We start from the raw sequence: 12,078 nt of genomic DNA on the forward strand, positions 1-12,078 counted from the left end.
TACAAATGATAATAATTGTGATAAACATTATCATTTGGCGTGACTTTTTATCACTCTCCTGAAAAAAATGAAATACATAAATTTACATTAGCTACTAAAAATCTTCACATTACTACATCGCTGCCAGCACCCTTATGCGCAGGGGTGACATCTTGTCTCTGAACTTTCCGTACCTCTTTTCGGCGATAAATTATAATTCAGGACAGCAAGCCAGCTTAGGCTGCCTCTGGCTCAGCGCCTCTCGCTTTTGAATCTGGTCTAATGCGATGAGCAATAGGGGCAAATAAGGGCAATGCGATAACCCGAATGCGAGATCAGGTGTGCGACAACGTTAATGCGATAGCGGGAGCGATATGTTCATCAGGGCTTATTTACAAGCGTCTGCAGAGGATCCCTGGGCCGATCGGGTGAAAGAGGTACTGGACGGCTTTGTCCAGGCCCGGGGTCATCGTATTGCCAGCTACTATCGGGAAAATTTCGCTTCCCTCACGTCTGACCGCCCCGAGTTCGCGCGTCTGCTGGCAGAAAGCTTGCCGGGGGACATCCTGCTTATCGATCGTATTGATCGCTTAATCCGCCTGACGAGCCACGACTGGAGCCGTTTGACCAACCAGGTGACGCAGCACGGGCTACGGATCCTGAGCCTGGATCTCCCGGCGACCTGGCAGATGATGAGCGGCCCTTCAGATCCGGCGGTAGCGGTGGCGATTAATCACACCTTACTGGACACCCTGGCCGCTCTTGCCCAACAGGCACTGCAGCATCAGCGCGTTCGGCAACAGGAGGGAATTGCCCGGGCGCAACGTCTGGGTAAGTTCAAAGGGAAGCCGCCGGATCGCGAGCGGCATAAAAAGGTGTTGTACTGTCGGCAGGTGAAAAAGATGAGTATTCAGGAGACTGCGCAGGCGACCGGCTATAGCCCATCGCAAGTTTGCCGTATTCAGGCTTTATATCGCCAGACGGAGAAACCTCTGGCAGAGCGAGAATAAAAATACTGCGCCCTAAGATGTCATGCCGATCAATCGAGCACGATTACACCACGCTTAACCGATCAGCATTACACCTAAAGATGCAGCCTCAATGGCCGGAAACTTACTTGTAAATAGTGGCAGTCCCGAACATTTTATTATCACCGCTGGCCGATTCCACGGTGAATCCTGTCGCACCCTGTTCACGGGCTTTTTCCGCCAGTTTACTCTGCAGGTCATCGAGATTGCTGGCCCCGGAAACGGAGACAGTGCCGGCGGGACGGAGTTGATTATTCGCATCGCCACGCATAAGCGGTTCTGCCGCCAGGGCGGCGAATGATGCGCCTGCCAGCGTACCGGCGGCGAGCATTACGAGATATTTTTTCATGGTCACACCTCTTATCACTTCAGATGAGTCAAGGTAAGTGTAGGACGGCAATGCGTGTGATTCAGCGCAAAAAATTGATGGAGATATGCTTATTTTTTGAACGATATTTTTTGACAATTCAATGACAAATCATAGACATCCAGGCGTTTGATTTTTGACGCTTTGTTCTCATGCGTAGAGAATGATTTACCCTTGTGCCAGCAAAGAGTATCTTACGCCGCTGTTTTAAAGGAGAACGCCATGACATCCCAGAAGCCGGGGTTGCACCCACGCAACCGCCATCACAGCCGTTACGACATGAATGCCCTTTGCCAGAGCTGTCCGGCGCTGCGCGATTTTATTATCTCGTCACCTGCGGGCGAGCCAACGGTGAACTTCGCCGATCCGCAGGCGGTAAAGACGTTAAATAAAGCGCTGCTGGCCCATTTTTACGGCGTCGCGCAGTGGGATATTCCGGACGGCTATCTTTGCCCACCCGTACCTGGGCGCGCGGACTATATTCACCATCTGGCAGATCTGCTGGCGGCGGATCGCGGCGGCGTGGTACCTGCAGAGGCCACGGTGCTGGATGTCGGTACCGGCTCGAACCTTATCTACCCGCTGATTGGCGTCCATGAATACGGCTGGCGTTTCACCGGCAGCGAGATTGACCCGCAAGCCTTTGCCAGCGCCACGGCGATCATTAACCACAATCCGGGCCTGAGCCGCGCCATCCGTCTGCGGCGTCAAAAAGAGGCCACGGCGATCTTCGCGGGCATCATTCATAAGAATGAGCACTACGATGCCACCCTCTGCAATCCCCCGTTCCATGACTCCGCCGAAGCGGCACGCGCGGGCAGCGAGCGCAAGCGTCGTAATCTCGGCCAGGCGGCGGATGGGGCGCTGAACTTTGGCGGCCAGCAGCAGGAGCTATGGTGTGAAGGGGGCGAGGTCGCGTTTATCAGTAAGATGATCGCCGAGAGTGCGCAGTACGCAAGACAGGTTAAGTGGTTTACCACCCTGGTGTCGCGCGGTGAAAATCTGCCGCCGCTCTACCGTGCGCTGACGGCGGTCGGTGCGGTAAAAGTGGTGAAAAAAGAGATGGCCCAGGGTCAGAAGCAGAGCCGCTTCATCGCCTGGTCCTTCCTCGACGATAACAAACGTAGCCGTTAAAGCGTCGGCGCCTGTGGCGGCAGCGTGGGGGGAGCAGGGGAGGCCGGCGACGGCAACACCTGATAGGTTTGAACCGGCATCCGGACGTCGGCCAGATCGAAGTGCTTCTTCACCATGCTGTCGAGAGCGAAACGCACCGTCCACTGCTTCAGCGGCTGGGTAGTGAAGGAGACGCGCAGCGTAAAGGCGGTATTCGTCAGCCCTACAATCCCGGCGAACGACGGCTCGCCGATAATCAGGCCCCGAATATCCTCCTGCTCCATCAGCTCGTCTACCGCCGCCTTTAACGCCCCTTTGGCCTTCTCCGCATCTTCATGGCGATCCACATCGTAATTGGCGACCACCGAGCCGATACCGCGAACAAAGTTGGCGAAGGTGGTAATCGAAGACCAGGGGATAATGTGATACGCCCCGGTATCTTGCCGAACCCCCACGGAGCGAATCGACATCCGCTCTACCGTGCCGGTTAACGGCCCAATCGTCACCAGATCGCCGGTGTTCATCCCGTTTTCAAACTGGATAAAGATCCCGGTGATAATGTCTTTGACCAGCGTCTGGGAGCCGAACGAAATCGCCAGCCCCAGCGCCCCGGCACCGGCCAGCAGAGGAGCGATATTCACGCCGATCTCTGAGAGCACAATCATGATAGTGATAGTACTGATGATCACCGCCAGCGCGTTGCGGAACAGCGTCAGCAACGTGCGAGCGCGGGCGCTGGGCAACGGACGGCCATGAATATCTGACACCAGCCGGTTTTCAATCAGGCTGGCGAGCAGCGTCCAGCCGACGGCAGAGAAGAAGAGGATCAGCGCAATGCGGATCACGATATCCACCGCTTTTTCCCCCGCGCCGTTATGTAGCCAGTTCCAGAAATCAAACAAGCTCCAGGCATTGAGTAGCAGCATAATCGCCACCGCCACGCAGAGGATCCTGGCCACCTTCAGTGAGGCGGAAATCCAGCCGTTAAGCAGTTTTTGCAATTCCGGGTAGTTGCGCTGCACCTGCGGCGACAGGGTGATGGTTTTGGCCAGCCAGCGTGAAAGCAGGCCAGAGATAAAGGCCGCAATCCCGATAATCGCCAGGCTCTGGAAGGTGGCACCCATCATAAACTTCAGGCTGTTGCCGGGATCGAACAGCGAGAAGAAGCAGAGCACAATAAAGTAGGCGCAGGCCAGCCAGTGCCACACCAGCGCAAACGCGCGAATAAATAGACTGAAGAAGGATAAGGAGCGGTCAGCCAGGTGCAGCAGTCCCTCGGTAATGGCCCGCTTATTATGAAAGATAAGATAGAGCGCCCAGACGGTGATGCAGAGCATAATCAGCACGTTAGCCAGCGCACCGATCTGCACATTGACCTGGTTGGAGATAATGGGGACCGCCACCAGCAGGCCATAACCAATGAGTCCGCTCAGGGTACTCAGGCGCAGCGACCAGTATTTTGCGGTCCGATCGTCGATGTTGAACGGACGTAGCTCCGGAACGTGAGGGCAAAATATTAGCCGTAGAATAGCTTTAAAGAATTCGATCAGCGCGAATGCGTTAAGGAACAACCCCTGCTGGAAGGCGATGGTTTTGTTGCCGGCATGCAGGTTATCACTGAGCAACTGGCCGACGAAAAGGGTGAGTACCAGCAGCAGCAAGTCGATAATAAAGGCGGTGGTAATCATCAGCGGCAGGTGTAGCCAGCTACTCTTCTCACGGTTTTTCTTACGTCCCCACGCACCCATTTTACGGTACAGCGGCCAGGCGCAAAGGCGCACCAGCCAGTAGAACGCAAAGACCAGCCCGGCGAGGATCAGGAAATGGCTGGCGGCATTGAGAAAGGTATCCGGATTAAACGCTTTGTGTGGGGAGCCAATCAGGTTGCGGTAGAGTTGCGCAAAGCGGGTTGCCAGCGCTTCGCCATAGTGACGCCCAACATCCGTGACATTCTCCAGCACCGTTTTCTCTTCTTCGATGGCCGGCGGCGTGATTTTGGGCGCCGTCTCCTGCGGCGGCGTGGCGGCCGCGGTACGCAACTGCCCGATCAACTCCTGACGTGACGCGTCATTTTCAAGGACATCCGCCAGAGCGGAGTAAGCCGCTTTCTTCTGTTCAACGTCGGGCTCTGCCGGGGCTGCCCCCTCTGCTGCCGGGGTCGTCCCCGTGGTGACGCCCGGAAGGGTAATCGCCTGTGCAGGGGCACACAGCAGGCTAACAAGCAGCAACAAGATCCACGGCACGGCGTCCTCCGATGACAATATTCAGCAAAAAGATAAGTATAGATGGCGGGGGAGGGAGAAATGGTTTTGAGAACATTCCGGCGTAAAAAAGCCGGGCGAACCCGGCTTAGCGTATTAACAAAGCATCGTCAGGAGACGTGCTGCAGGAACTCCTGCAGACGCTGGCTCGGCGGATTCTCGATCAAGGTCTGCGGGTTGCCATCTTCAGCAATACGCCCTTTATCGATAAAGATCAGACGTGAAGCGACCTTCTCGGCAAAGCCGATTTCGTGGGTCACAATCACCATCGTCATCCCTTCTTCCGCCAGGTCCTGCATCACCTTCAGGACTTCATGGCGCAGTTCCGGGTCAAGCGCAGAAGTAGGCTCATCAAACAGCATCATCTTCGGCTTCACCGCCAGCGCGCGGGCAATCGCCACACGCTGTTGCTGGCCACCGGAAAGTTCAGAAGGATAGTGGTGACCACGTTCGGCCAGGCCCACTTTCGCCAGCAGCTCTTTTGCCAGCTTTTCGGCTTCCGCTTTATTGGCACCGCGCACGCGCAGCGGGCCAAACATCACGTTTTCCAGCGCGGTCAGATGCGGGAAAAGGTAGAACTGCTGAAACACCATCCCCGCTTCCTGGCGGATAAGGCGTTCATCGACTTTCGGGTCATTAACCTTCAGGCCATCGACAATCAGGTCGCCGCTGGTGATCTCTTCCAGTTTGTTAATGCAGCGCAGCAGCGTAGATTTACCGGAGCCTGATGGGCCGATGATCACGACCACTTCGCCCGTTTCGATCTTCAGGTCGATATTGTGCAGCACCTGGGTCTGACCAAAGTGCTTGGAGACGTTTTTGAATTCAATCACAGGATTTTCATCCTTCTTTCCAGACGACGTAAAACAAAGCTCAGTGCCAGCGTAATAATCAGATAAACCACGGCAACGGCGGTCCAGATCTCGAGCGCACGGAAGTTACCGGCGATGATCTCCTGGCCCTGACGCGTCAGTTCGGCCACGCCGATTACAATGAACAGCGAGGTATCTTTAATGCTGATGATCCACTGGTTACCCAGCGGCGGCAGCATACGGCGCAGCGCCAGCGGCAGGATAACGTGGCGAATGGTCTCGCGGCGAGAGAGACCCAGGGCGAGGCCCGCTTCGCTAAAGCCTTTATGAATCGACAGCACGGCCCCACGGGTGATCTCGGCAATGTAGGCACCGGAGTTGATCATGATGGTGACCACGGCCGCGCTGAACGGATCGATACGCAGATCAGTAAAGGCCATAGGCAGGGCGAAGTAGATGAACATCACCTGTACAACGATAGGTGTGCCACGAATGATTTCAATGAAAACCAGTGCGATGTGGTTGGCAATCCAGCCGCCGTAGGTGCGGGCGAAACCGGCGACGAGGCCGATAATCAACCCGCCAATGAGACCGAGGACCGAAATCCACAGGGTCATTTTGGCGCCTTCAAGCAACAGAGGAATGGCGGGCCAGATGGCGCTCCAGTCAAACTCCATGATTAGTTCCTGTTTTTACCGTGGTGAAGACAACAGGGGGCGAAGTTCGCCCCCACAGAAGAGCAAACGCGTTATTATTTTGGTTCAGTACCGAACCATTTTTTATAAATTTCGTTATAAGTGCCGTTCTCACGCAGGGTTTTCAGCGCGCCGTTCACTTTAGTACGCAGATCGTCGCTGCCTTTCGGGAAGGCGATACCGTATTCCTGCGCTTCCAGAGACTCACCTACCGCCTTGAACTTGCCGTTGCCTGCGGTTTTGATGAAGTAAAGGATGTTCGGGGTGTCGTGCAGCACCGCGTCAGCGCGGTTGGTGCCCAGTTCCATATAGGCGTTATCGATGTTCGGGAACTGACGCAGGTCTTTGGTTTTGATGTTTGCTTTTGCGTAGTCAACAGAACCGGTACCGCTCTTCACCGCAACCACTTTACCGTCGAGATCTTTAGCGCTTTTCACATCGTTGTTATCGGCTTTGACCATCACCAGCAGGCCGCTTTTGTAGTAGCCGTCAGAGAAGTCGATCGCTTTTTTACGCGCATCAGTAATGGTGATACCGGCCAGTGCCAGGTCCACGTTTTTGGTCTGCAGTGCCGGAACGATGCCGCTGAAATCCATTGGCTTCAGGGTGTAGTCCAGTTTCAGCTCTTTAGCGATAGCTGCCCACAGATCCACGTCAAAACCAACGTACTGGTCGCCTTGCTTGAATTCGAACGGAACGAATGCGGTGTCGGTGGCAACGATCAGTTTTTTATCAGCAGCCTGAGAAGAAACCGCGAAAGCCAGGGTCAGTGCAGCCAGTGAGACTTTTAATACAGACTTCATAGCATTTCCTTTTATATCCACGGGGCGATCCCCTGCGAGAACGAACGGCTATATGAAAAAATCGTGCCAACTTTGCAAGTGGTTGTTTCACAAAGGCGCTACACCAGGGTATTACCACATCCTGTGGTGCAATTCGCTTTCTTTGCACCACAATGGAGCACTGTTTTGGTGCAGGTGATTTTTGATCGCTATAGCCCTGCTATTAAGCGCATATATTGATGAAAAAACAATCTCGCGTTAACGATTGTGTGAGGTGATTATTACAAATCTGTCACTTTTGCCTGGGATGTAGACGATTTATTGCACCATAGATGTGCAAAACCCCCGCCGAAGCGAGGGTCAAAGGCTGAAAAACAAGGAATTACTCGATGTTAGCTTCGATGAACCACAGATACTGATCCAGATCGCGGGACGCTGCGGTAAAGATATCAGCGGTATCTTCATCTTTGGCTTCGCCAATGGCTTTACGCACGTCGTTAGCGACTACGGCATAACGGTCTGCCAGCTCTTTCAGGTGATCCTGCACGCTGTGAATATCCAGCGGGTAGCTTTTCAACGGAGTTTTATTGTTGATAACCTGCGTGGTGCCCAGCGCCACGCCACCCAGCTGAACGGCACGCTCAGCCATGGTATCCATATGTGCAGTCAGTGAAGTACGGAAGCCATCCAGCATCTCATGTACGGCAATGAAGTTGGCGCCGCGCATATTCCAGTGGGCCTGTTTAGTAATCAGCGACAGGTCAATGAACTGGATCACCTGGCGATTCAGCAACTCGATTGTTGCTTTCTTATCGCTATCCGATACATCGTTGCGGGTATAAAGCAGATTAGACGCTTTCGTTTTAACCAGTTTAGCGGTACTCATAATCTCATATCCTCTTGATGTTTGTGTCCCAGGTAATTACTGGAGATAAGTATAGCACCACATTTTTAGCCTGCGACCCGGTACTGCCTATCGGTTTAATAGAAAGAATAATTAAGACTTATTAAAGGTCCTGAAAATCAGTGGCTTATAATATTTCGTTGTAAAAGATTCTTATTTATAAAAATCGGCAAGAGAGGAGAGAGAATATTTCCGATTGATGACAATTTGTGCGGGCATATTTAATTTCGCGCAATCTGGCTTATATTCTGCATGGCGCGTATTGGCCATGCAGAATTACCCGTCAGCGGTTGATATCTACCTCTTCGACCTTGCTTTCGCGCCGCAACGTCAGGGTTGAGCCCATCGACGCAGCAATAATAGAGCAGAGCGCCAGCGTCTGGGTAAAGGTGAGCGTTTCGCCGAGAAACACCATACCTGACATAGCCGCCAGCGCGGGCTCCATGCTCATCAGGGTGCCGAAGATGCGCGTGGGCAGGCGGGTGAGCGCAATCATCTCCAGTGAGTAGGGGAGCGCTGTTGAAAGGACCGCAACCGCAAGCCCGACGGGCAAAATCGACCACTGCCAGATCGACTCGGTGGCCTGCGCCATCCCCAGCGGCACAAAGATGATAGCGGCAATCAGCGATCCCAGCGCCACCGTTGCGGGGCCATGCTCTTCCCCCGCACGCTGACCAGTAAGGATATATAAAGCCCAGCAGGCACCCGCGCCAAGCGCCAGCGCGGCACCGGTTAAATCCACATGCGCAATGTCCTGACCGAGGGGGAGCAGGAACCACAGCCCCAATACCGCCAGCACCACCCAGACAAAGTCTACCGGGCGGCGCGAGGAGAAGAGCGCCACCGCCAGCGGGCCGGTAAACTCCAGCGCCACCGCAATCCCCAGCGGGACGGTCTGTATCGATAAATAGAAGAGGTAATTCATCGCCCCCAGCGACAGGCCATAAAAGAGCAGCGGCAGGCGCTGTGATTTTTCAAAACGCAGGCGCCAGGGCTTAAAGATAATCACCAGGATAAGCGTGCCGAGCGCAATACGCAGCGCTGTTACGCCCGGCGCGCCGATCACGGGAAAAAGAGATTTCGCCAGCGATGCGCCGCTCTGGATAGACAACATGGCGATAAGAATAACGACAACCGGCATCCAGACCGGCGATTTGCGGGGCAACCCAGGCATCCTTTCTCCTGTCAATTTATGTCAAACGAAGTAAAGGTGGCAGTGTAATTGAAATAAGCTGTCGCGGTTGAGACTTCGTTGAAAAAAAGTTCCCTGAAATCCGTAGAATGGCATTCATAGACCGGGCTTATTGCCAAGCAGTTTAGGAATAGTCTGGATGAATGTATTGAATCTGACGCGCACTATTACATTTTTGGGATGTATTTTCGGTGAGATTTGAAAGAGATAACTGATTATGGAAATAATTAGTTACACCAAAAGGGCCGTTAGACATCACTAATCAGAAAGAGTTTCACAAGAATTTTTGATATATTTAAAACTTACGGACTTACTTGAAGCACATTTGAGGTGGTTATGAAAAAAATTGCATGTCTTTCAGCACTGGCAGCCGTTCTGGCCGTTTCCGCAGGCACCGCAGTAGCGGCAACTTCTACTGTTTCCGGTGGTTACGCTCAGAGCGATATGCAGGGCGTTATGAACAAAACTAACGGCCTGAACCTGAAATACCGCTACGAGCAGGACAACAACCCACTGGGTTGGATCGGCTCCTTCACCTACACCGAAAAAGATCGCTCTTCCGGTGATGTGTATAACAAAGCACAGTACTACGGCATCACCGGTGGTCCTGCTTTCCGTCTGAACGACTGGGCAAGCATCTACGGTGTAGTGGGTGTGGGTTACGGTAAATTCCAGCAGACTTCCGACACCGGTCTGGGTCGCTCTTCTGACGACACCAGCGACTACGGTTTCTCCTACGGTGCAGGTATGCAGTTCAACCCAATCGAAAACGTTGCGCTGGACTTCTCCTATGAGCAGAGCCGCATCCGTAACGTTGACGTTGGCACCTGGATCGCGGGCGTAGGCTACCGCTTCTAATCACTCCGGTGAGCCAATAAAAAATCCGCCCCTGTGGCGGATTTTTTTTGTCTTCAACAACCCAATCCTTACCGACTTTGGGTGGCGAAAATGTCGCTCCCCAGATGGTTATAGTCCACTTTCTGCAACTTGAAGTTCGTGACATAGACCGGCGGTGCCTTTTGGCTGGAGATAAAGCGGTAGTGACTGGCGATCTCTTTTGCCTGAATTCCCGTCCACTGAGAGAAGAAGCTCAGGAAATCGTTCGCCGAGCGGCGGGCCTTGATGATGCGGTGGCGCTTATCGTCGCTGGAGAGCACCATAAAAGGCACCTGGAAGTTTTGCTGGAAGGCGTCATCATGGGCCAGATACTGCACCGCTTTACCGCGCTCTTTAAACGCCAGCCCGTGATCGGAAAAATAGACCATCGAGAAACTGTCGCCCGTATTTTGCAACTGGCTATACAGCTGACTTAACAGCTGGTCGGTCTGCGTCATGGTGTAGAGGTAACAGGAGGTCTCTTTCGACTGCACAAACTCGGCGTATTTGCCTTTGGTGCGATCGCAGGCCTGTGGGTGCGAGCCCATCAGATGCAGCACAATGAGCTGCGGCTGCGTACGATGCGTGCTGAAAACCTGCGCAGTCATCTTCAGCAGTGCCTCATCCTGGGTATTTTTATCGGCTTCAAAATCACCGCTCTTCAGGAACTGCACCTCGTCGGCACGCTTAGCAATACTGGCGATGGCGGTATCATATTCGCCAATCTGGCCCTGATTGGAAAACCACCAGCTCTGGAAGCCGGCACGGTTCGCCAGGGTAACGAAGTTATCCTGATACTGGGGTTTGTTATCCACTACCCGATTAAGCGTCAGCCCCAGTGACTTCTGCGTAGAGCCGCTGGCGGCAATATAATCGGTAAACAGGGTGCCATTCACCGCACTGGCAAAAGGGGTGTTGTTCCAGTGGCCGCCAAAGGCGCCCAGCGCATCGCGGCGAGCGCTTTCGCCTATCACCACCATGTAGATGTGATATTTCGGCTTCACCGCCGTCACGTTCCAGGTATCTTTCATCTGCGACAACGCGCTCATGCGCGCCTGTTCGTCGATCACTTCCTGGTTGTTCACCACCACGTCTTTCACAAAACGGAAGACCGGGTAACCGCTATCTTTCAGCCTGAAGACGCCACCCCATGCCAGGTTCTGCACCGGGGCGACAAAAAAGGCGGCCAGGCTGACGGCCAGGTAGAGGCTGTCCAGTCGGTTCCACCCTTTTTTGGCTTCGGGTTTACGTCGCACAGCAATGACGCCCAGCGCAAAGATAAACAGGCCAACCACATAGCTGTACCAGGGGAAGATGGTCAGGATCTCTGTCGACTCCTCCATATTGGTGGAGTGCATCGCCAGCAGGGTATTAAAGTTGGGTGCCCCATAGGCCTGAGAGAAGGGGAAGTACATTGCCGCCACCAGCGAGCAGATGCCCAGCAGCCCTTTCTGCACGCGCGGTGCGCTACGCCACAGCAACAGCAATACGCAGGTAAAGGCCACCGCGTAGAGCAGACTGAAGGGGTAGCCCAATGCAAAATTAATCAGCAGTGATTGTAGAAAGTAGAATCCCGTCCACGGGCTTAAGGCCCGGCCGCGGGTCACAAGTGATTCTTTCAGGGTTAAATTCATAGGTCACAATCATGAAAACGCCATGTGCTCACCCTGGCGCCAAGGGTCAAAACCTGCCTGAGAGTGCGGAGAAGGGGAATTGGGGTCCGCGTCTGCGAGCCGCATATAGTGCAGGGCTGCAAGAAGATAGTGCCAGCGGCGATGAAGGTCAACAGCTATAAGGGGATGTTTTGCGAAGAGGGCTACAAATCCGTAAAAAAGATCCGGCAATTTGCCTTACGGCCCAGTCTACAAAGGAAGTGTGACAAAAAAATGAAGCGGCGTACCGCGACGCCGCCTAGCGGGAAGGTTTATCGTTCTGCTGTGATTTGCCAGTAATCATGTCGCAAATCATGTTCAGCAGCATTAAGCGTACTGTGAATGGAGAGTGGCTAAACACCTGTAAACACCTCTTGAATTCGTTCATCTCAACCTCCTGATGAATGATCCCTTCGA

The 12,078-nt window shown here is 53.7% G+C and carries 12 protein-coding genes; 3 read left to right on the plus strand and 9 right to left on the minus strand.

Annotation, left to right across the window (positions count from 1 at the left end; translation table 11 throughout):
• The first annotated feature begins 353 nt into the window (after positions 1 to 353).
• Positions 354 to 989 (plus strand): recombinase family protein, encoded by a 636-nt coding sequence (locus B3511_RS05730; RefSeq protein WP_207293287.1) that lies wholly within the window; start codon positions 354 to 356, stop codon positions 987 to 989.
• A gap of 103 nt (positions 990 to 1,092) precedes the next feature.
• Here B3511_RS05730 and mcbA read toward each other — a convergent pair whose 3' ends face one another.
• Complete coding sequence (gene mcbA / locus B3511_RS05735) at positions 1,093 to 1,356, minus strand: DUF1471 family periplasmic protein McbA (protein WP_046886924.1); 264 nt, start codon at positions 1,354 to 1,356, stop codon at positions 1,093 to 1,095.
• Between the two features lie 240 nt (positions 1,357 to 1,596).
• Between mcbA and rlmF the strand changes: the two genes are divergently transcribed.
• Positions 1,597 to 2,508 carry a 23S rRNA (adenine(1618)-N(6))-methyltransferase RlmF gene (gene rlmF, locus B3511_RS05740; protein WP_286777723.1) on the plus strand — a complete coding sequence of 304 codons (912 nt, stop codon included), beginning with the start codon at positions 1,597 to 1,599 and terminating at the stop codon, positions 2,506 to 2,508.
• On the opposite strand, the gene ybiO is transcribed toward rlmF, so the two are convergent.
• The 6 genes from ybiO to rhtA form a co-directional block, all read right to left on the minus strand.
• Positions 2,505 to 4,730 carry a mechanosensitive channel protein gene (gene ybiO, locus B3511_RS05745; protein ID WP_286777724.1) on the minus strand — a complete coding sequence of 742 codons (2,226 nt, stop codon included), beginning with the start codon at positions 4,728 to 4,730 and terminating at the stop codon, positions 2,505 to 2,507. The two genes, rlmF and ybiO, sit on opposite strands and share 4 nt — an antisense overlap.
• Before the next feature lie 128 nt (positions 4,731 to 4,858).
• A complete protein-coding gene (gene glnQ / locus B3511_RS05750; protein WP_040076456.1) occupies positions 4,859 to 5,581 on the minus strand; it encodes a glutamine ABC transporter ATP-binding protein GlnQ in 723 nt (240 codons plus the stop codon).
• Positions 5,578 to 6,237: a glutamine ABC transporter permease GlnP gene (glnP, locus tag B3511_RS05755; RefSeq protein WP_040076455.1), complete on the minus strand. Its 660-nt coding sequence runs from the start codon at positions 6,235 to 6,237 to the stop codon at positions 5,578 to 5,580. The genes glnQ and glnP overlap by 4 nt, the downstream gene beginning before the upstream one ends.
• A 74-nt stretch (positions 6,238 to 6,311) precedes the next feature.
• Positions 6,312 to 7,058 (minus strand): glutamine ABC transporter substrate-binding protein GlnH, encoded by a 747-nt coding sequence (glnH, locus tag B3511_RS05760; protein ID WP_040076454.1) that lies wholly within the window; start codon positions 7,056 to 7,058, stop codon positions 6,312 to 6,314.
• A 361-nt stretch (positions 7,059 to 7,419) separates the two neighbouring features.
• On the minus strand, positions 7,420 to 7,923 hold the full coding sequence (dps, locus tag B3511_RS05765; RefSeq protein WP_040076453.1) for a DNA starvation/stationary phase protection protein Dps: 504 nt from the start codon (positions 7,921 to 7,923) through the stop codon (positions 7,420 to 7,422).
• Between the two features lie 301 nt (positions 7,924 to 8,224).
• The gene (rhtA, locus tag B3511_RS05770) at positions 8,225 to 9,115 is read right to left on the minus strand and encodes a threonine/homoserine exporter RhtA (protein ID WP_046886922.1); all 891 of its coding nucleotides are present in this window, start codon (positions 9,113 to 9,115) and stop codon (positions 8,225 to 8,227) included.
• 354 nt (positions 9,116 to 9,469) lie between these two features.
• On the opposite strand from rhtA, the gene ompX reads away from it, so the two are divergent.
• A complete protein-coding gene (ompX, locus tag B3511_RS05775; RefSeq protein ID WP_286777725.1) occupies positions 9,470 to 9,991 on the plus strand; it encodes an outer membrane protein OmpX in 522 nt (173 codons plus the stop codon).
• A gap of 68 nt (positions 9,992 to 10,059) precedes the next feature.
• On the opposite strand, the gene B3511_RS05780 is transcribed toward ompX, so the two are convergent.
• Both B3511_RS05780 and mntS read right to left on the minus strand, forming a co-directional pair.
• On the minus strand, positions 10,060 to 11,643 hold the full coding sequence (locus B3511_RS05780) for a phosphoethanolamine transferase (protein WP_263617100.1): 1,584 nt from the start codon (positions 11,641 to 11,643) through the stop codon (positions 10,060 to 10,062).
• A gap of 277 nt (positions 11,644 to 11,920) precedes the next feature.
• Positions 11,921 to 12,049, minus strand: coding sequence for a manganase accumulation protein MntS (gene mntS, locus B3511_RS05785; RefSeq protein ID WP_286777726.1), 129 nt, complete (start codon positions 12,047 to 12,049; stop codon positions 11,921 to 11,923).
• Positions 12,050 to 12,078: the final 29 nt, after the last annotated feature.

Origin of the sequence: Leclercia sp. UBA1284 (assembly GCF_002308415.1) — a bacterium.
GTDB classification, from domain to species: Bacteria; Pseudomonadota; Gammaproteobacteria; order Enterobacterales; family Enterobacteriaceae; genus Enterobacter; species Enterobacter pneumoniae.